22 protein-coding genes are annotated in these 18,794 nt (G+C 66.6%); 10 read left to right on the top strand and 12 right to left on the bottom strand.

The window, feature by feature from the left end; genetic code table 11:
- Positions 1–7: 7 nt before the first annotated feature.
- The 7 genes from G6N36_RS20730 to G6N36_RS20700 all read right to left on the bottom strand — a co-directional run bounded on the left by G6N36_RS20730 (position 8) and on the right by G6N36_RS20700 (position 6,893).
- A complete protein-coding gene (locus G6N36_RS20730) occupies positions 8–1,300 on the bottom strand; it encodes a hypothetical protein (RefSeq protein WP_163688731.1) in 1,293 nt (430 codons plus the stop codon).
- Positions 1,297–1,713 carry a hypothetical protein gene (locus G6N36_RS20725; RefSeq protein ID WP_163688730.1) on the bottom strand — a complete coding sequence of 139 codons (417 nt, stop codon included), beginning with the start codon at positions 1,711–1,713 and terminating at the stop codon, positions 1,297–1,299. Before G6N36_RS20725 ends, G6N36_RS20730 begins: the two co-directional genes overlap by 4 nt.
- The gene (locus tag G6N36_RS20720) at positions 1,710–1,889 is read right to left on the bottom strand and encodes a hypothetical protein (RefSeq protein ID WP_163688729.1); all 180 of its coding nucleotides are present in this window, start codon (positions 1,887–1,889) and stop codon (positions 1,710–1,712) included. The genes G6N36_RS20725 and G6N36_RS20720 overlap by 4 nt, the downstream gene beginning before the upstream one ends.
- The gene (locus tag G6N36_RS20715) at positions 1,886–3,733 is read right to left on the bottom strand and encodes a hypothetical protein (protein WP_163688728.1); all 1,848 of its coding nucleotides are present in this window, start codon (positions 3,731–3,733) and stop codon (positions 1,886–1,888) included. Before G6N36_RS20715 ends, G6N36_RS20720 begins: the two co-directional genes overlap by 4 nt.
- Positions 3,734–3,838: 105 nt before the next feature.
- A complete protein-coding gene (locus G6N36_RS20710; protein WP_163688727.1) occupies positions 3,839–5,017 on the bottom strand; it encodes a zinc-dependent alcohol dehydrogenase in 1,179 nt (392 codons plus the stop codon).
- A gap of 60 nt (positions 5,018–5,077) precedes the next feature.
- On the bottom strand, positions 5,078–6,472 hold the full coding sequence (locus G6N36_RS20705) for an acyl-CoA dehydrogenase family protein (protein ID WP_163688726.1): 1,395 nt from the start codon (positions 6,470–6,472) through the stop codon (positions 5,078–5,080).
- 121 nt (positions 6,473–6,593) lie between these two features.
- Entirely contained in the window at positions 6,594–6,893 is a 300-nt protein-coding gene (locus G6N36_RS20700; protein ID WP_163688725.1) for a hypothetical protein, read from the bottom strand.
- Positions 6,894–7,113: 220 nt separating this feature from the next.
- Between G6N36_RS20700 and G6N36_RS20695 the strand changes: the two genes are divergently transcribed.
- Both G6N36_RS20695 and G6N36_RS20690 read left to right on the top strand, forming a co-directional pair.
- Positions 7,114–7,644: a hypothetical protein gene (locus G6N36_RS20695; RefSeq protein WP_163688724.1), complete on the top strand. Its 531-nt coding sequence runs from the start codon at positions 7,114–7,116 to the stop codon at positions 7,642–7,644.
- 7 nt (positions 7,645–7,651) lie between these two features.
- Entirely contained in the window at positions 7,652–7,960 is a 309-nt protein-coding gene (locus G6N36_RS20690; protein ID WP_083127788.1) for a hypothetical protein, read from the top strand.
- Between the two features lie 112 nt (positions 7,961–8,072).
- Here G6N36_RS20690 and G6N36_RS20685 read toward each other — a convergent pair whose 3' ends face one another.
- Together G6N36_RS20685 and G6N36_RS20680 are read right to left on the bottom strand one after the other, a co-directional pair.
- Positions 8,073–8,282: a hypothetical protein gene (locus tag G6N36_RS20685; protein ID WP_163688723.1), complete on the bottom strand. Its 210-nt coding sequence runs from the start codon at positions 8,280–8,282 to the stop codon at positions 8,073–8,075.
- Between the two features lie 53 nt (positions 8,283–8,335).
- Positions 8,336–8,818, bottom strand: a complete 483-nt coding sequence (locus tag G6N36_RS20680; protein ID WP_163688722.1) for a flavin reductase family protein — start codon at positions 8,816–8,818, stop codon at positions 8,336–8,338.
- Between the two features lie 26 nt (positions 8,819–8,844).
- On the opposite strand from G6N36_RS20680, the gene G6N36_RS20675 reads away from it, so the two are divergent.
- The gene (locus G6N36_RS20675; RefSeq protein WP_163688721.1) at positions 8,845–9,309 is read left to right on the top strand and encodes a PPOX class F420-dependent oxidoreductase; all 465 of its coding nucleotides are present in this window, start codon (positions 8,845–8,847) and stop codon (positions 9,307–9,309) included.
- 3 nt (positions 9,310–9,312) lie between these two features.
- Here G6N36_RS20675 and G6N36_RS30140 read toward each other — a convergent pair whose 3' ends face one another.
- Complete coding sequence (locus G6N36_RS30140; RefSeq protein WP_264001492.1) at positions 9,313–9,444, bottom strand: hypothetical protein; 132 nt, start codon at positions 9,442–9,444, stop codon at positions 9,313–9,315.
- 223 nt (positions 9,445–9,667) lie between these two features.
- Here G6N36_RS30140 and G6N36_RS20665 point away from each other — a divergent pair, with 223 nt between their 5' ends.
- The 4 genes from G6N36_RS20665 (at position 9,668) to G6N36_RS20650 (ending at position 13,987) form a co-directional block, all read left to right on the top strand.
- Complete coding sequence (locus tag G6N36_RS20665; RefSeq protein WP_163688720.1) at positions 9,668–10,903, top strand: MMP alpha-(1->4)-mannosyltransferase; 1,236 nt, start codon at positions 9,668–9,670, stop codon at positions 10,901–10,903.
- Positions 10,897–11,613 (top strand): class I SAM-dependent methyltransferase, encoded by a 717-nt coding sequence (locus G6N36_RS20660; RefSeq protein ID WP_163688719.1) that lies wholly within the window; start codon positions 10,897–10,899, stop codon positions 11,611–11,613. The genes G6N36_RS20665 and G6N36_RS20660 overlap by 7 nt, the downstream gene beginning before the upstream one ends.
- 2 nt (positions 11,614–11,615) lie before the next feature.
- Positions 11,616–12,683, top strand: a complete 1,068-nt coding sequence (locus tag G6N36_RS20655; RefSeq protein ID WP_163688718.1) for an MMP endo-(1,4)-3-O-methyl-alpha-D-mannosidase — start codon at positions 11,616–11,618, stop codon at positions 12,681–12,683.
- A 137-nt stretch (positions 12,684–12,820) separates the two neighbouring features.
- Entirely contained in the window at positions 12,821–13,987 is a 1,167-nt protein-coding gene (locus G6N36_RS20650) for an NAD(P)/FAD-dependent oxidoreductase (protein WP_163688717.1), read from the top strand.
- Here G6N36_RS20650 and G6N36_RS20645 read toward each other — a convergent pair.
- Complete coding sequence (locus G6N36_RS20645) at positions 13,984–14,679, bottom strand: class I SAM-dependent methyltransferase (protein ID WP_163688716.1); 696 nt, start codon at positions 14,677–14,679, stop codon at positions 13,984–13,986. The two genes, G6N36_RS20650 and G6N36_RS20645, sit on opposite strands and share 4 nt — an antisense overlap.
- Positions 14,680–14,732: 53 nt before the next feature.
- On the opposite strand from G6N36_RS20645, the gene G6N36_RS20640 reads away from it, so the two are divergent.
- A complete protein-coding gene (locus G6N36_RS20640; protein WP_163688715.1) occupies positions 14,733–15,302 on the top strand; it encodes a TetR/AcrR family transcriptional regulator in 570 nt (189 codons plus the stop codon).
- Here G6N36_RS20640 and G6N36_RS20635 read toward each other — a convergent pair.
- Positions 15,299–15,913 (bottom strand): TetR/AcrR family transcriptional regulator, encoded by a 615-nt coding sequence (locus G6N36_RS20635; protein WP_372512292.1) that lies wholly within the window; start codon positions 15,911–15,913, stop codon positions 15,299–15,301. The genes G6N36_RS20640 and G6N36_RS20635 overlap by 4 nt on opposite strands.
- A 197-nt stretch (positions 15,914–16,110) precedes the next feature.
- Between G6N36_RS20635 and G6N36_RS20630 the strand changes: the two genes are divergently transcribed.
- Together G6N36_RS20630 and G6N36_RS20625 are read left to right on the top strand one after the other, a co-directional pair.
- The gene (locus tag G6N36_RS20630; protein WP_372512298.1) at positions 16,111–17,406 is read left to right on the top strand and encodes a cytochrome P450; all 1,296 of its coding nucleotides are present in this window, start codon (positions 16,111–16,113) and stop codon (positions 17,404–17,406) included.
- Positions 17,407–17,415: 9 nt separating this feature from the next.
- Positions 17,416–18,774, top strand: coding sequence for a cytochrome P450 (locus G6N36_RS20625; protein WP_163688712.1), 1,359 nt, complete (start codon positions 17,416–17,418; stop codon positions 18,772–18,774).
- Positions 18,775–18,794: the final 20 nt, after the last annotated feature.

Here is an 18,794-nt window from a genome sequence, read left to right as displayed (position 1 = left end):
CCAGAATTTACCCGCCGAACAACAGGTACAGCCCGGTGAAGGTGTAGCCCACCATCACCAGCATCATCGCGAGCTGACCGGTCAACTGGTGCGTCTTGGGCAGCAGGTGCAGCGCCCGGTCATGGGCGGCGACGACGCCCGCCACGTGGCCTGCGACGACGAAGCCGACCTTCAGCGTCGCCAGCAGCGAAGGATGAAGCGACAGAATGTAATTCACGTCGGCGTCCATACCCAGCAGCAGGTAGACGGTCTGCTGTCCCCGTTCGACGAGATAGGTCAGGTAGTGCGCGAACACGTACCCGACGACTATCGGGATGAGCGAATGCGCCATCTGCCCGGGCAGCAGCCTGCGCTGCTCGCGATCGACCCCACCTGTCGCCCTGGCCGCCAGCCAGAACGTCGCCGCGACCACGGCGGCGAAGACGAACAGCGCCGCGGTGTTGATCAGCGTGGCGGCCGTCACGGATCCCGCCGTCTCGTCGATGAACGTGCGCCACTGCGGCCGTGCGGAGAAGCTGTCGAACGCCGTCGAGCCCAGCAGCACCGACAGCACCGCGACAACGCCCGGCCGTATCGGCAGCGACGGCAGATGATCAAAAGGGTTGCCGATCGCGATGCGGCCGTCGCGGTTGCGCCGCAACGCGGACAACCGCGACACCACGATGCCGTAGACCTCGAACGGGTCTGCACGTGCGCACCACCGCGCGCCACATACGAAGGCTCCGGCGAGCGTGACGACGAGATAGATCAGCAACCAATTCCGGATCGCTGCAAGCGACCCCGGATCGGGACTCGCCAGTTCGAGCCACACGAACGCGAACAGCCCGAATGCCGCAGGCCAGTAGCCCAGCGCCGCCGGATAGTCACGCAGCGACTTTCCGCCGAGCAACCGGTGCAACGTACGTACCGGTGACAGCGCCCGCCACACCGGACCGAGCAGCACCGACACCGCCACCAGCCCGACCCACATCAACACGTAGAACACGCCGGGCAGCGGGCTCTCGGCGTTCTGCGGACCGATGAACGCGACGAGCCCCACCCACACCGTGAGGGCCAGGCCGGCGATGCCGACCACCCAACGGGTCACCGGCGCGTCTACCGCCGCGGTCACCCACGGCGGCAGTGCGCGGCCGGGTTTGGCGGGGTCGAATCGTGGCTTGCGCCATGCCAATGCGACGACGGCGAAGGTGAACGTCAGTGCCCACGCCGCGCCGATCAGCGCATACGTGAAGGGGATCGGAAGGTCGGCGGACCCGCCCAGACCATGGGCGAGTACGGATACGGACCCGTCCGCGTTCACTGCACGGTGATGGTGGCGACGGTCTTCTTCAGTTCGTGCAGCTCGACGTCGACCTGTCCGGGTACGGCGACGGTGAACTGGAACGACTGACCGGGCTTGGCCTCGATCTTGTACGAGTGCTCGGGGTTGGAGTGCACGTGCAGTTCGTCGGCGGCGTCGCTGTCGACTTCGAAGATGATCGGTTCGTTCACCGACGCCTCCAGCTGGGCGTTCGTGGGGGTCACGTTCCCGCCCTGGATCTTGACGTCGACGACGAGGCGGTCGGGCGGCGCCTGTTGATCCTGCATGTCCGACGGGTTGACCGTCGTCGCCGACGGAGTGGCCTGACTATCGCCTTGGCCTTGTTCACTTCCGCAGCCGGCGACGAGCAGGGCGGCGGCCAACGCAACAGTCGTTGCGGAACGCAGTGTCACGGTTTCCCTTCGGTATTCGGTGAGCCGGCCCCCCCGTCACCCTTGCGCCGATTGCGCACCGCGATGAACACCACCACGCCGGCCACCACGATGGCCGGAGCGAACGCCGGAACGGCGAGCCAGATGGGGTGGTCGGCCAGGTAGACGACGCTTGTTGCGTTCGATGCGACGGTCATGCCTGTGCGGTCGGTTCGAGCTCGGCTTCGGTGTCGTGCGGCTCACTGTTGTTGATCCGGCCCCCGCCCCACGCGAGTCCGGCGATCATCGCCAGCGTGCAGACCAGCACGACCAAACATCCGATCAACCACAAGGATTGAGGGATGTCCGGGCTGCGTTCGCGCTGAAGGATGGTGATCTCGCCGACGAACGGCCGCGTCATCGTCGCCTCGGCGGGAACTTCCTCGGCACCGATGCCGGGGTCGCCGGCCAGGTAGATCGGCACTGCGGCAAGGGTTTTCCCATCGTGCACCCGCAGCAGTGTCTTCCAGGTACCCGATACCGGCATGGGCTCGGTGGACCGGAAGTGACCCGGGCCGACTTGCTCGAGATGGTCGATGAAGATGCCGCGCTGGTTGGCCAGTCCACCCTGCCAGCCCAACACCGACACCCAGTTGGGGTCGTCGCCGATCAGGTTCGCCGGGGTGAGCCGCACGTCGGCGGTTGCGTAACGCTCACCGTCACTCGTGGGCACGTCGGTGAGAGTGATCGTGGCCGCCGCGCTTTCGGGCACGTCGTAACGCAGCCCGTTGGCTGCTGCGCCGCCGATCGCCAGGACCGTGAGTACGACCAGGCCGACACCGATGGCGCGACTGGGTAGCCGTTGGCCCGTCAGCACCATGCCGACCATCGCTCCGCATCCGCCGGTGAGGATCGCGACCGGAACGGCCATCATGAGCGCTTCCGGCCAAATGCTGGTCGGCCACGGCAGGTGGTAGACGGCGTTGATCCACAGCGACTCGAGCCAAAGTCCGATGGTTCCGATGCCGAGGCCGCTGACCAGACCGAACACGACAGGACGTTTCAGGAGCGGCGTCAGCGCCAGCAATTCGACGACCAGCGCGGCCCCGAGATAGAGGGGGAACCAGCTGACCGGCGCGTCGAGTACGGGCGCCACCAGTAACGCGACGATGCCGCGCAGACCGATGGCGATGAGCGCGGCGATGAGAGCAGCACCCTTACCCATGAAGATCCGGGCGGCGACAAGGGCCAGCGCGGCAGCGGCGGCGATCAGCATCGGCTCGAACACCTGGCGGAACTGCGGCACACCGAAGTCGAACTCGATCTGATAAACCGAGGCGCCGATGAGTACACCGGCGAACGCCAGGTACTGGACGAACTTGAGGCCGATGCCGTCCGGCGGGGTGTCATCGGTTCTGTCCTTGCGACCCTCGTGTTCGAGGTACAGCGCGGCCAGGGTGGAGAAACCGGCACCGCCGATCATCATCAGGTGGGTAGGACCCCAGAGCGTGACGTCTTGGCCGAAGATTCGGTGCCAGATGTCGTCGAGGGGGAAGCCCATGAGCGCGTACAGACCGCACCCGGCCATCACGATGCCGCCGACCGGCGCATACCAATCGTCGGTGATCCGGACCGCCGCCGGGCCCGGGCGGTCGTCGGCTCCCCGGGGCAGCACCATCGCCGTGCACCCGGCCACGAAGATGCCGAACAATCCGATGAGGATGAAGTAGTGCGCGGGGTTGGCCAGCGCGCCGTCGTCCCGGCCGTTGCCGATGTGCAGGCTGACGTCCCAGATGAAGCCGAACAGCGCGCAGATGATGGACGCGATGAACATTGCCACCGGCAAAGCCACCCACGGTGGACGTTTGAACCGGCGTCCCGACCAGTCTGCGAGGTTGGCGAGCCAGTCGATCTTGTGGCTGCGGTGCAGCCAGCCGATCCACAGCAAAATCGCCGCGACGATGCCGCCGGCGACCGTCAATCCGACTATTTCGCCGATCGCGGCCCCGCCGCCCTCGTCGCCCTGAGCAAGTAACTCCATCGCACGTAACTCCATTGTCATCCCACCCTCATGAGTACCGCCCGAACTTACCCGTCGGTAATATTGCCAGAAGTACACGATCTGAAACCAGGGGTATCACCTAACCGGCGACGCGGAATGTGTCCATCAGGGCGTGAGAACCACCTTCACCATGCCGTCCTCTTTCTTCTGGAACGTCTCGTACGCGTCGGGCGCCGCCGACAGCGGCAGTCGGTGAGTGGCGAACTGCTCGACGCCCAGCGGGTCCTCGTCGGTGAGCAGCGGCATGATGTCCGGGATCCACTTCTTGACGTTGGCCTGACCCATCCGCAGCTGAATCTGCTTGTCGAACAACGTCATCAGGTTGACCGGGTCCGCAGCGCCGCCGTACACGCCGGACAGCGAGATCGTGCCACCGCGACGCACCAGCTCGATCGCCATGTTGAAGGCCGCGAGGCGGTCAACGCCGGCATGCTTCATTACGACGCGGCCGACCGGAGGCGGCAGGAACCCGCTCGCGGTCTGTGCCGCCGTCGCCAACGGCGACCCGTGCGCCTCCATGCCGACCGCGTCGATGACGGCGTCCGCACCCCGGCCCGCTGTGTGGCTCTGCACCAACTCTTTGGCATCGGCGCTGCGGAGGTCGACGACCTCCGAGCAGTACGGTCGTGCGCGGTCCAGCCGTTCGGTGACCAGATCGATGCCGATCACGGTGGCGCTCTTGCGGTGTGACGCGATCCGACACGCCATCGATCCGATGGGGCCGAGTCCCAGCACGACGAGTGTGCCGCCGTCGGGCACATCGGCGTACTCGACCGCCTGCCACGCGGTGGGCAGGACGTCGGAGAGATAGACGTAGCGCTCATCGGGCCCCTCGTGGGGCACCTTGATGTGGGTGTACTGGGCTTGCGGCACGCGCAGGTATTCGGCCTGCCCGCCGGCGACCTCGCCGTAGAGTTTCGAATAGCCGAACAGCGCCGCGCCGGTGCCCTGGTCGCGGTTCTGTGTCGTCTCACACTGGCTCTGCAGACCGTGGTCGCACATGAAGCAGGTCCCGCAGCTGATGTTGAACGGGATCACCACGCGGTCGCCGACGCTGAGGGTGTCGACTTCGCGGCCGACCTCCTCGACCACGCCCATCGCCTCATGCCCGAGGATGTCGCCCGGGCTCATGAAAGCGCCGAGCACTTCGTACAGATGCAGATCGGATCCGCAGATGTTGGTGCTCGTCACGCGGATGATCGCGTCGTTGGGTTCCTTCATCGTCGGGTCGGGCACATTGTCGACGGACACCTTCCGTCGTCCCTGCCACGTCACAGCTCGCATCGGATCCTCCCTGCATTGATGGCTACGTGTCACGTGCCCGACAGCGGGCCGCCCAAACCTCTACTTGCGGGGTGGGCGGAGGACCTTCATCGCCAGGCGCATTACCGGCGCCGGAATCTGATCTCTGGCATCGAGCGCCGCGCTGGCCACGCGGGTCCGCACCGGGGTGCCGCGACCGAACACGCGGTTGAGCGGTCCGCCGGAGGGTTCGAGGTCAAAGTGCAGCGGGGGCTTACCGTCCGCGGCGCCGAGCGCATTGGAGATGACGATGCGCTGAATCTCGCTGGTGCCCTCGAAGATGGTGTACAGCTTGGCATCCCGATACCACTTCTCGACGGGATGGTCCTTGATGTAGCCCCAGCCACCCATGGTCTGGATGGCGCGTTCGGTGGTCTTGACGGCCACCTCGCTGGCGGCGAGCTTCGCCATGGACCCCTCGCCGCGTTCGAACGGGACGCCGCTGCCGGCCATCCAGGAGGCGCGCCAGGTGAGCAGCCGAGCGGCGTCGATCGCTGTCGCGAGGTCGGCGAGCGGGAACGCGATGCCTTGGTGATCGATGATCGGCGCCCCGAACGCTTCCCGGCGGTTGGCGTACTCGGTGGCGTATTCCATTGCTGCCCTGGCGATCCCGAGAGCCTGCGCGGCGACCATCGGCCGCGTCTGCTCGAACGTGCCGAGGGTGGCCGAGCCGGACTTCTTGCCGCCGGCCACGACTTCCCGGGCCTTGGCGAGCTTGTATTCGAGTTTGTCGTTTCCGCCGAGCAGGTTGGCGGCAGGCACGCGGACGTCGGTGAACTTGAGCTCGGCGGTGTGCGAGGCGCGGCACCCCAGCTTGTCCAGCTTGCGGACCATCTCCAGACCGGGGGTGCCGCCGGGCACGATGAACAACGCCTGCCCTTTGTGGCCGAGCTCTTCGTCGACGACGGCGTTGACGACATGGACGTTGGCGATGCCGCCGTTGCCGATCCACATTTTGTGGCCGTTGATGATCCAGTCGGCGTCCGGTCCCGAACCGTCGCGGTGTGCCGTGGTGCGCAGGTTGCGAACGTCGCTGCCGCCTTCGGGTTCGGAGATCGCCAGCGCGGCGAGCTTCAGATCGCCTGGCGTTCCGAAGCATTCGGGCGCCCACTCCAGCATCTGTTCCGGTGACGCCGCCTGGCCGATGGCCGAGAGCGCGAGCGCGGGCATCACGACCGCCAAGCCGATCCCGGCGCAGCCCCAAAACAGCTCTTCCATGAACATCGGCAGGGAGAGCCCAGTGGGATCACCGATGAGATCGCGATAGAACAACGGACTGTAGAAGCCGCGGGCCGCCGCCTCTTCCAGGACGGGCCAGGGAAACTCCTGGCGCTGGTCGTACTCCGTTGCCACCGGGCGCACGACGTCTTCGGCGAACTCGTGGGTGCGGCGAGCCAGGTCGTGCTGCGCCGCGGTCGGGGTGAGGTCGAATGTCACAGGCCTTCGGTTAGCCGCCCGTCGCCAATTCGAAACACTTGTTCACTCAACAGGGACAAGCCCCCGGATGCCTGGGGGAGACATCGCGGGGGCTCGTCGGGGTGAGGGCCAAGATCGCCGTCTACCTCACGTCGACGTAGACCGTCTTGCTGAGCAACTTCGTGCTCAGATCGTCACCTGGACCACTGTGGTCGGTGCGGCTGTACGTCTGCCCTGGACGCACCGCGACAACGCTGGCGTTTTCGAGCGGCGCGTTACCGAGACGGTTGACGACGACCTGGTAGCCCTGTGCCTCCAGCTTGCTGATGGTGTCCTGCGCGTTCCCGGGTCCCGTCGGCGCAGCCATGGCCGGCGCGGCCAGTCCGAGAAATGCGGCAGTGAGTGCACTCGCAGCGACTGTGGCGAATCCAAACTTCTTCATCTTCCGAGCCCTCTTCCTTCTTGCTTTTCGTATTCCGAGCCGTGGCGAATGTCGCGGTTCGAGCTGCAGCTGATCTGGTAAACCTGGTGGTCAGGGATTTAATTCCGGTGGCAGCAATTGGTTGTCGAATGGCAGGAATTGCGCTGCGGAAACGTCAAGTGGCCCACGACCGGCGGATGGGATTGGACCAGCAGGTGCCACGCCAGCACACTGGTAGCCGATGAAGATCGCCGGTCTGCGGCTGCGCCAACGCGACGGGGTGACGTGCGGCCCGTCGGTCGCGGTGATGGCCGGCGCGCTGCTCGATCCCGCCCGTCATGCGGCGTTGGCCGAACCGCATTCCGGAGCCGCGCTGTTCGCGGCCGAACAGCTTCGCGTGCACGCCGACGTGAATCGAATCTGGCCGCGGCGGCTCGGTACGACGCCGTGGGGGATGGCCCGGGCGATCACGGCGGTGGGTGCGACGGCGGGTGTCTGTTACCGGTGGCGGTTGTTCCGGGGCCGGCGCGACAAGCTCGTGGATGTGCTGGCGGCCGTCGGCCGTGATCGGCCGGTGGCGATGCTCGTCGGAGGCGGGATTCCGAGGCACTGGGTGCTGGTCGTGGCGGTGGGTGCAGACGCCCTGACCTGCTACGAGCCCTCGTCGGGCGAGTTGCGGACGGTCGACGTCGCCGCAGTGCGGGAGTCGCGCCTCACGGGCCTGGGCTTCCCGCGCCCGTTCGCGTTCGTGCTACCGCGTTCGAACGTATGATCGAATCGTGGGTGAGCTCCAATCGATCGGCTACAACGGGCAGCCCGTGCAGCAGGCGTTCCGCCGGGTCGATCCGCCGGTCGCGGTACTTGTCGACCTCGCCACCGTGTTCCCGCGCGAGCCGCACCGGACGGGCGGCTACAACCCGGCCGGACTGCAGATGCACTCGATCGTCGAGGGCAGGCTGTCGTGCTGGGCCATCTGCGAACAGGGCTTCTGGTGGGGCCTGGTCACCTACGAGATCGCCTACGGCGCGCGCCGTAAAGCGGTGACCCACTGGATCCCCGCCTGGACACTGAAGCGCAAGGCGAACTAGCTGCGGACCCGACGTTTTGGGTCGCCGGGCCCTACGGGCCCTCGTCCTCCTCGGGCAGCAGGTACTTCTCCGGGTGGTGGTAGCGACAGCGGCCTGCGCCGCGGCCATGTCCCTAGGCCGACATCCGGGTCGTGAGGAGCTGGCCGCGCAAGCTCCGCTGCAGGGCGACCAGCTTCTGGTCGAGCTTGTCCAGCCGGGCCAGCAGTGCCTGGCCGTCGGTCCGGGACAACGTCTCCACGGGAAACACCCCGACCGCCTGGCAGCCCGCTTCTATTGCATCGAGCGCTTCGATGAGCGCTTCTCTATTTCTCTCCGAACGCATGTTCGAATGATAGCGCCGGGTTGTGACACGTGACGAAAGTTGTCCACTGGCGTTCAGGCCTCGTGTCCCGGCTCCAGATCACGCACATCGGCGAAGGTCACCAGCTGCTGGAACTCGTCGGGGGCATCGCCGGCAACCGGCTCCAACAGATGCCCGACGTGATCCCCGAGGGCGTGACGTCCGAGCACCTCGCCCACGAACCAGCCCGCCGCGTCGTCGAGAATCGGCAGCCCGTGCGGACCCTCGTGCCACGGCGTCTGCGCGAACTTGTCCGTACGGTCGCCGGTCTCACTGCCGAACAGCCGCGCCATTCCCCGGTGCGTCCGAGGCAGCAGATGCACGGCCAGATGCGACGCGTCCTGCGCCACCCGGTACGTATGGTTCTTGTCGGACAGGCCGACCAAGAATCGAGGCGGCCCGATGCTGACCTGGCTGGTGAATCCCACCAGACAGCCGGCCCGCTGGTCGCCCGCGCGGGTGGTGACCACGTACATCGGATAGTCGAGCTTTGAGACCAACTTCTCGAAGGCTTCCATCGCTATCCCATCGCTAGGGTTGGGCTATGGCTAGAACGTACGCAACCGCCGACGCCGTCGATCTGCCGCAGCTGCTGAATTTCGTCAGGCCACGACATCGCATGGTGCTCACCACATTTCGATCGGACGGGTCGTTGCAGAGTTCGCCGGTGACCGGCGGCGTCGACGATCACGGTCGTATCGTCATCGCGACCTACCCGCAACGCGCCAAGTCGGCCAACCTGAAGCGCACCCCGAGGGCCAGCGTCACCGTGTTGTCCGACGAGTTCAACGGCGCCTACGTGCAAGTCGACGGCGACGCCGAGGTCATCGACCTGCCCGATGCCGTCGAGCCGCTGGTCGACTACTTCCGCGCCGTCGCCGGCGAACATCCCGACTGGGACGAATACCGCAAGGCGATGGTCGATCAGGGCAAGTGCTTGATCCGCGTCACGCCAACGCGGTGGGGTCCAGTGGCGACCGGCGGTTTCCCACCGGAGCAAGCGCAGTAACACTCAGCCGTCGACATCCCCGGAGTAGCGCGTCCCGACCAACGCCTCGGTGAGCTTGGTCTCCTCGTCGCCGTCCTGGAACGACGTCTCGTCCCAGCCGAAGATCTCGGATTCAGCCTTGATTTGTGTGGTCATCGTGGGGGAATACCCCCCGATAACGCATCGGAATCGAAAGGCCGGAGAGCGCGCATCTCAGCGTATGTGGTAGTCAGAGCAGTGTGGACGCGTTGCGTCCGATAGCTAGTCAAACTATAGTCTGGACACATGTCCAGAGAGGTTCGGAGTATTTGAGTGACACGATTTGTCCTGCTCACCGGACCTGGACCTGTCCGCCCGCGCACCTCGTCGTGAGCTGAATATGCGCATCGCACTGCTGTCCTATCGGAGTAAGACCCACTGCGGCGGGCAAGGGGTCTATGTCCGGCACCTGTCCCGCGGCCTCGTCGAGCTGGGCCACGACGTCGAGGTGTTCTCGGGCCAGCCGTACCCCGGCGGCCTCGATCCACGGGTACGCCTGACCAAGGTGCCGAGCCTGGACCTCTACCGCGAACCGGACCCGTTCCGCATCCCGTGGCCCAACGAGATCAAGACGACCATCGACCTGCGCGAGCTGCTGACGACCTGGACCGCCGGGTTCCCCGAGCCCAAGACCTTCAGCCTGCGCGCCGCCCGTGCGCTCGCCGAGCGCCTCGACGACTTCGACGTCGTCCACGACAACCAGTGCCTTGGCTCCGGTCTGCTGAAGATCGCCGACCTCGGCCTGCCGGTGGTGGCGACCGTGCACCACCCGATCACGCGGGACCGCGTGCTGGATGTGTCCGCGGCACCCTGGTGGCGCAAGCCGCTGGTGCGCCGTTGGTACGGCTTCGCCGAGATGCAGAAGGACGTCGCGAGACGCATCCCCGAGCTGCTGACCGTCTCGTCGACGTCGGCCGCCGATATCGCCGAGGACTTCGGGGTGTCGCCGGATCAGCTGCACGTCGTACCGCTCGGCGTGGACACCGAACTGTTCAAGCCGTCGCAGCGGAGGGTGCGCAACCGCATCATCGCGATCGCCAGCGCCGACGTGCCCCTCAAGGGCGTCGCACACTTGCTGAACGCCGTCGCGAGGCTGCGAGTGGAACGTGACCTCGAACTGCAGCTCGTCGCCAAGCTCGAGCCCAACGGGCCGACCGAGAAGCTGATCGCCGAACTCGGCATCTCCGACATCGTGCACAGCTCGAGCGGGGTGACCGACAGCGAGCTCGCCAACCTGCTCGCGTCCGCTGAAGTCGCCTGCATCCCTTCGCTTTACGAGGGCTTCTCGCTGCCGGCGGTGGAGGCGATGGCCAGCGGCACACCGATCGTCGCCAGCCGCGCAGGGGCGCTGCCCGAGGTCGTCGGCGCCGACGGTGATTGCGCCAGGTTGGTCACTCCGGCCGATGTCGACGAGTTGACCAGCGTGCTGGCCGAACTCCTCGACTCGCCGCTGGAACTACGCCGCCTCGGGGCCAATGGCCGCCGGCGCGCGCTGGATGTCTTCAGTTGGGAATCCGTTGCCGCGCAGACGGTGGCGGTATACGAACAAGCACGTGAGCGAGTCGCCGAATGCTGACCGTTGATTACGACCGACTGGGCGTCGGCGCGGGCACGAAGGTGATCGACGTCGGGTGCGGCGCAGGCAGGCACACCTTCGAGGCCTACCGCCGTGGCGCTGACGTCATCGGCTTCGATCAGAGTGTCGAGGACCTCAACGACGTCGACGAGATCCTGCAGGCGATGAAGGACAAGGGCGAGGCCCCGGCTTCGGCGACAGCCCAGGCTGTCAAGGGCGATGCGCTCGATCTTCCTTATGGAGACGGCACTTTCGACTGCGTCATCGCCTCGGAGATCCTCGAGCACGTGCCCGAAGACGACCGGGCGATCTCGGAACTGGTCCGCGTGCTCAAACCGGGTGGTTCGCTGGCGATCACGGTGCCGCGCTGGCTGCCCGAGAAGGTGTGCTGGATCCTCTCCGACGAATATCACGCCAACGAGGGCGGGCACATCCGGATCTACAAGGCCGACGTGTTGCGCGACAAGGTGCTCGCCCATGGCCTGCGGCTCACTGGCACCCACCATGCACATGCGCTGCACGCACCGTACTGGTGGCTGAAATGTGCTGTTGGAACGGAGAAGTCGGATCATCCCGCGGTGACCGCGTACCACAGGCTGCTGGTGTGGGACATGATGAGCCGTCCCTGGCTCACGCGCACCGCGGAGTCGGTGCTCAACCCGCTGATCGGTAAGAGCGTCGCGATGTACTTCGAGAAGCCGGTGGTTTGACGTTGAGTCGTGACATCCCAGGAGTAGCCGGCGTCCTGACGCCTGCGCAGTGCCGCCAAACCGCCCAGTCGATCGCAGATACCCAAGAGTCCTCGGGAGCGATCCCGTGGTTCGAGGGCGGGCACACGGACCCGTGGGATCACGTGGAAAACGCGATGGCACTGACGGTGGCCGGACTCCTGGAACCCGCCCGCGGCGCGTTCGAATGGTGCCGCAGGACGCAGCGCCCGGATGGCTCATGGCCCATCCAATTCCGCAACGGCATCGTGGAGGACTCCAACAGCGACAGCAACTTCTGTGCGTACATCGCGACCGGGGTGTGGCACCACGTGCTGATAACCGGTGATCGCCGATTCGCCGAGAAGATGTGGCCGGTGGTGACCAAGGCCGTCGACTTCGTGCTCGACATGCAGCTCAGCGGTGGCGAAATCTCCTGGGCCAGAAGCCCGAACGGGCTCGAGCCAGAAGCGCTGCTCACCGGATGCTCGAGTATCTATCACAGCCTTCGTTGCGCGCTGGCGCTCGCGGACTACTTCGGGGATCCGCAGCCGGAGTGGGAGCTCGCGGTGGGTCGTCTCGGCCACGTGATCGCCGAGCATCCGGACGCCTTCGTGACCAAGGACCGCTGGTCGATGGAGTGGTACTACCCGGTGCTGGGTGGCGCGATGCGCGGTGCCGCCGCGCGGGCACGCATCGACGAACGGTGGGACAACTTCGTGGTGGCCGGTCTCGGCATCCGCTGCGTCGACGACAGGCCGTGGGTCACCGGGGCCGAAACCTGCGAGCTGGTAATGGCTTTGGACGGGATCGGCGATACGGCCCGCGCACACGAGCAATTCGCGGCCATGCACCACCTGCGCGAGGAGGATGGCTCCTACTGGACCGGCCTCGTCTACGCGGATGGAAAACGGTGGCCGGTGGAACGCACCACGTGGACGGGCGCGGCGATGATTCTCGCCGCGGACGCGCTGTCACGCACGACGCCGGCCAACGGCATCTTCCGCGGCGCCGATCTCCCGCGCGGCCTCGTGGGCGAGTACGACTGCGAGTGCGCGACCAGCGACCGCTGACACCGTCGTACCGGCGCCAGCGCTCGCCGCGGGTCGTGGCGATTGATTACGCGATTGTGACCGACCGACGGTTCGAGACAGCCAGGTCAGGGGTGCGACGTAGCGTTGCCAGCACTGAGCAATCGAGGCAGGAGCGCGTGGCGCAGCGATACGACATAGCCGTAGCGGGTGGGGGACCCGCAGGGTCCGCAGCGGCCTGGCACGCCGCCAGGGCCGGTGCCCGCGTGGTCGTGTTCGACAAGGCCGAGTTCCCTCGCGACAAGCCCTGCGGTGACGGCCTCACGCCGCGCGCGGTGAGTTTCATCCAGAAGATGGGACTCGCTGCCGAGGTCGACAAGTTCCACCGCGTCAACGGTGCGAGGATCTTCAGCCCGAGTGAGTGGGCCCTGTCGTTCCCGCGCCGCCCGGGCATGCCCGACCACGGTTACGTTGCCCGACGAACCGAGATCGACAGCGTGTTGCTCAAGCAGGCCGAGTCCGCTGGCGTCGAGGTGCGCCAAGGCGCCGAGGTCGTCGGCGCGATCGTGGACGACGACGGCCGCGTCACCGGCGTCGAACTCAAGACAGGTGAGCGCGTACTCGCCGGTGCGGTGATCGCCGCGGACGGCGCATATTCACCGGTCAAACGATCGTTGCGGTTGGCGTCGCAGTACAACGGTTATTCGGCGATTGCGATTCGTGCCGAGATGTCGATCGCCGGACCTGAAACCGATTCGCTGGACATCTATTTGAAGCTAGCGTTCCAGGGCGACCAGTTGCCCGGTTACGGGTGGGTGTTTCCGCTCGGCGGGGGCCGGGCCAATATCGGACTCGGGTACTGCAACAGCTACAAGAAGTGGCACCAGATCAATGCGACGCAACTCTTCGGCGAGTTCCTTTCGTCGCTGCCGCGTGAGTTGGACGTGCCGCGGATCGATGAGTTGCGGGAGTCCCGAGCGCTGCAGGCGTGGCGACTGCCGATGGGGTTCACCGCGTGGCCGCCGTGGCGACCGGGGGTGCTGTTCGCAGGCGACGCGCTAGGTGCGGCACGTCCGGTGTCGGGCGCCGGCATCTCCAAGGCATTGCAGTCGGGTACGGCCGCAGGCGAATGCGCCGTCGCGGCCTTGACCAACGGCGGGCCCGACGACTTCACCAACTATGCGCAACGTGTGCGGTCGGATTGGGGAGCCGAGTACCGTCGCGGCCGGTTCTTCCACCGCCTCGTGGGCATCCCGGCGATTGCGAACACCGGCATCAAAGTCCTTGACGCCGTGAACCATCCGGGCTTCCGGTCGCGCGCTCTGTTCTGGGAGGGGTGGCGCTAGATCGCCTCGCCGGGCACGCCGGACACCCGCTCCAGCACCCGCATCGACCCGGTCGCCGAGACCTCGCGGAAATCGCCGGTGTCCAGCGCGCGGCGGTAGACGTGGTACGGCGCCTGTCCGCCGTCGTCCGGGTTCGGGAACACGTCGTGAATGATCAGCGCGCCGCCGACCAGCACCCACCGCACCCAGCCGTCGAAGTCGCGCTGGGCGGCCTCCTCGGTGTGACCTCCGTCGATGAACAACAGCCGCAACGGAGTTCGCCACCCGCGGGCCACCGTCGTCGATCGGCCGACCACCGCGACGACGTGGTCGTCCACCCCGGCGGCATCGAGCGTGTGACGCAGCGTCGGCAGCGTGTCGAACAAGCCGGTGACCGGGTCGACCATCGACTCGTCGTGGTACTCCCAGCCCGGCTGGTGCTCTTCGGAACCGTGGTGGTGGTCGATCGTGAAGACCACGCCGCCGCTCTGCTGCGCCGCGGCCCCGAGCAGAACCGTCGATCTACCGCAGTAAGTCCCGATCTCCACGCCGACACCGTCGCCCAGGTAGCGGACGGCAGTGTCGTACAGCGTGCGTCCTTCGTCGGCGGGCATGAAGCCGGTCACCTCGTCGGCGAGCGCGAACAGGCGGGCAGCGGCCTCGGGCAGCGCGTTGTCGGCGCCCTCGGAAAGGGCAGTGTGGGTAGTGCTCATGGGGCCCAACCTACCGTTGCTGGTCAAGGGCAGTTGTAGTAGCGTCCGGACATGTGTCCGACACGACCCTGGAGTCGACTCGGCGCCGTCTGACCGCCAAGCAGGCCGACACCGTCGATCGCCTGGGAAGGGCCGCGGTCGAGCTCCTCAACAGGGATGGTTTCACCGGCTTGACCGTGCGCCGCGTGGCTGCCGAGGCCGGAGTCGGAGCGGCCACCGCCTATACGTATTTCTCGTCCAAAGAGCATCTGGTCGCCGAGGTCTTCTGGCGCCGTCTCGCCGCCTCGCCGCCGGCGAGCCACGGTTCCGATGACCCGGCGGCGCGGGTCACCGAGGTGCTCCGGCACATCGCCCTGCTGGTCGCCGACGAACCCGAATTCGCTTGTGCGGTAACCAATGCGCTGCTCGGCCGGGATCCCGACGTCGAGGTGCTGCGGCTGCGCATCGGGCGCGACATCCGTGACCGGTTGACCGCTGCGCTCGGACCCGCCGTCGATCCCGACGTCGTCGACTCGCTGGAAATGCTGTACTCCGGTGCGCTGGTGCGCGCCGGGATGGGTTACGCGTCGTACGCCGAGATCGCGCAGCGGTTGGAGACGTCCGCGCGGCTGATGCTCGGCTAGCGAGGGCCGAGGATCGCCGTCGATGCGACGATGGCCGGTTCGACGATGCCCTGTATATCGTGGCCCGCCTCGACGAACAGGGCGGTCAGCTCGCGCAGGCCACCGAGCACGATCAGCGCCAGGGGCCGGGAGATCGGTGCGATCTGTGCGCGACGGAATCCGGGACTGTCGCTGAGATCGACCAGCATGTCGGTGAGGTGCTCCATCGCCACGCGGTGCAGCGGCTGAGCCACCGCGCCCAGCGCGGGAAGCTCGCGGATCCAGGCGAGGGTGATCTCCGGCCGCGCCGCGATGTGGCCGACGTACGCGTCGACGGCCTGGCGGATCTGCTCCCGCCAGTCCGCCTCCGGGTCGACGGCGTTGCGAATGTTGGTGATCAGGGTCTCGTTGTTCCGGCGCAGCAGCTCGATCAGGCAGTCTTCCTTGCTGGCGAACTGCGCGTAGAAGGTGCGCTTCGAGGTGCGGGCGTGCCGGACGATGTCCGCGACGGTAGTGTCGCGGAAACCGCGCTCGATGATCGACGCCGCCATGCCGTCGAGCAGGCGGTCGCGAAACGGATCGGTCCCCTGCGCTTCGGATTGCGAATCACGCTGGCCGAGCGCTGCCGTCACGTCGCCTCCCTCCGGACTCTTGCACATTGCTGGTACTAACCGGTACCGTACTACACGAACCCGCGGTACACCGTAGTACCAGGACAGTGTCGTCCTGGCGAGATGACTGGGAGTGCACCATGAGCAATGGGCCCACGCGCGATGGGGTGGGGACCGAGATCCTCGACAGGCCCGCCGTAACGTCCAGCGCCGTCAGAATGCCGCCAGGGCCGCGGTTGCCGAAGTGGGTACAGGGCGCCGGCTACATCGTCTCGCGAAACTGGGTGTACGAGCGGATCGCTCGCCGCCACGGCGAGGTCTTCACCATGAACCTGCCCATGTTCGGCGAGACCGTCATCGTCGCCGACCCGCAGCTGGCCAAGCAGTTGTTCACGGCCAGCACCGACGATGTCGGCAACGTCCAGCCAAATCTGTCGAGGGTGCTCGGCAGCGGATCGGTGTTCGCGCTCGACGGTGCCGACCACCGCAGGCGCCGCAAGCTGCTGACCCCACCGTTTCACGGTAAGAGCATCAAGAACTACGAGAGGATCTTCGAAGAGGAGACGCTGCGCGAGTCGGCGAATTGGCCGGAGGACCAAGCATTCCCGACGCTCGAGCCGATGATGCGGATCACGCTCAACGCGATCCTGCGAGCGGTGTTCGGTGCCGACGGGCAACAGCTCGACGAGCTGCGGCGCATCATTCCACCGTGGGTCACGCTCGGTTCGCGACTGGCCGTGGTGCCGATGCCGACGCGTGAATACGGCCGGTTCAGCCCCTGGGGCAGGCTCGCCGAATACCGGCGTCGGTACGACGACGTCATCGGCAGGCTGATCGACCACGTCAAAGCCGACCCGAACTTCGACAGCCGCGACGACGTGCTCGCACTGCTGCTGCGCAGCACGTACGAGGACGGGTCGGAGATGTCACGCAGCGACATCGGCGACGAGTTGTTGACGCTGCTGGCCGCCGGGCACGAAACGACGGCGTCCACCCTCGGATGGGCGTTCGAGCGCATCACGCGACATCCGGAGGTGCTGACCGCCCTGGTCGACGAGGCCGCGACCGACGACAACGAGTATCGGCAGGCCACCATCCTGGAGGTGCAGCGCGCCCGCACCGTCATCGACTTCGCGGGCCGACACGTCTACGCGCCGACATTCCAGCTCGGCGACTGGGTGATTCCGCGGGGCACGTCGATCGTGGTCGCGATAGCGCAACTGCACAACCGTGCCGAAGACTTCGCCGAGCCGGATCGCTTCGACCCGCAGCGCTACATCGGGCCCAGGCCGCCGACGTTCGCGTTCGTCCCGTTCGGTGGCGGGACCCGGCGCTGCGTCGGTGCGGCGTTCGCCAACGTCGAGATGGACGTCGTGCTGCGTACGGTATTGCGGCACTTCGTGATCGACGCGACGACGGCACCCGACGAGAAGGTGCACTCGCGCGGTGTGGCCTTCACCCCAAAGCATGGCGGGCGCATCATCGTGCACCGCCGCGAGACCCCGCTGGGCTAGGAGAGAGCAATGACGGACGCGGCGATCAGCGACATCGAAGACACCAAAGCCACCGACGACACCGAAGGGGCAGCGGCGCCGTCGGCCAAGATGCCACCGGCGGTGCGGCTGCCGAAGGTGGTGCAAGGGGTGCTGCTCGCAGGCTTTCGGCGCTCCTTCCTGCGCAACACGCTGAAGCGGCACGGCCCCGTCTTCGCGATCAACGTCCCGTTCTTCGGCCGTAGCGTGGTGGTCTCCGACCCGGCGCTGGTGCGGCAGGTGTTCCTGGCGAGCACCGACGAGCTGATCAATGTGAAGCCGAACCTCAGCAGGATATTCGGGCCCGGGTCGGTTTTCGCACTCGACAACAAGGAGCACCGGGCGCGCCGCAAGCTGCTGGCGCCGCCGTTCCACGGGCAGAGCATCAAGAACTACGAAAAGGTCATCGAAGAGGAGACCCTGCGCGAGACCGCGACCTGGCCCGAGGGGCGCGAGTTCGCGACGCTCGAGCCGATGAACAGGATCACACTGAATGTCATCCTGCGCACGGTGTTCGGCGCCGACGGAGCCCAACTGGACTACCTGCGCGAGATCATCCCGCCGTGGGCCAAGCTGGCGTCGCGAATGGCCACGCTGCCCGAGCCCCCGTTCAGCACCGGGCGGTACAGCCCGTGGGGCCGGCTGGCGGAGTTCCGCCGAAACTTCGATTGCACCGTGTTCGCGCTGATCGAAAAGGCCGAGACCGATCCGCGGCTCGAGGACCGCACCGACATCCTGGCGCTGCTGCTGCGCAGCCGATACGAGGACGGAACCCCGATGTCGCACCAGGACATCTCCGACGAACTCCTGACCCTGTTGGGTGCCGGCCACGAGACGACCGCGTCGACCCTGGGCTGGGCGTTCGAGCGGTTGCGCCGTCATCCCGAAGTCCTCGCCAAGCTGGTCGAGGAGAACGACGAGGGGGGTAACGAGTACCGCCAGGCCACAATCGTTGAGCTGCAACGGAACCGGACCGTCATCGACTTCTCCGGTCGCCACGTCGTCGCGCCGCACTTCGATCTCGGCGAATGGCGGATTCCGCACGGCTACACGGTGATCGTCTCGATCGGCAACGTCCACGCCAACCCAGAGGCCTTCCCGAACCCCGAGCGCTTCGACCCCAACCGGTTCCTGGGCACCAGGACCCCGACGGCGTGGATACCGTTCGGCGGCGGCACCCGCCGCTGCATCGGGGCGGCGTTCGCCAACGTCGAGATGGACGTCGTGCTGCGAACCATTCTGCGGCACTTCGTCATTGAGACCGACGATGTCCCGGATGAGAAGATCCACTTCCGCGGCATCGCCTTCACTCCGAAAGACGGCGGGCTCGTCACCGTGCGCCGGCGGTGACGCACATGGGCTAGTTTCGT

It is taken from the genome of Mycolicibacterium gadium (assembly GCF_010728925.1).
In the GTDB taxonomy this organism is placed as follows: Bacteria; Actinomycetota; Actinomycetes; order Mycobacteriales; family Mycobacteriaceae; genus Mycobacterium; species Mycobacterium gadium.
The sequence above is the reverse complement of the archived record's forward strand: the minus strand, read 5'-3'. Positions and strand labels throughout refer to the sequence as shown.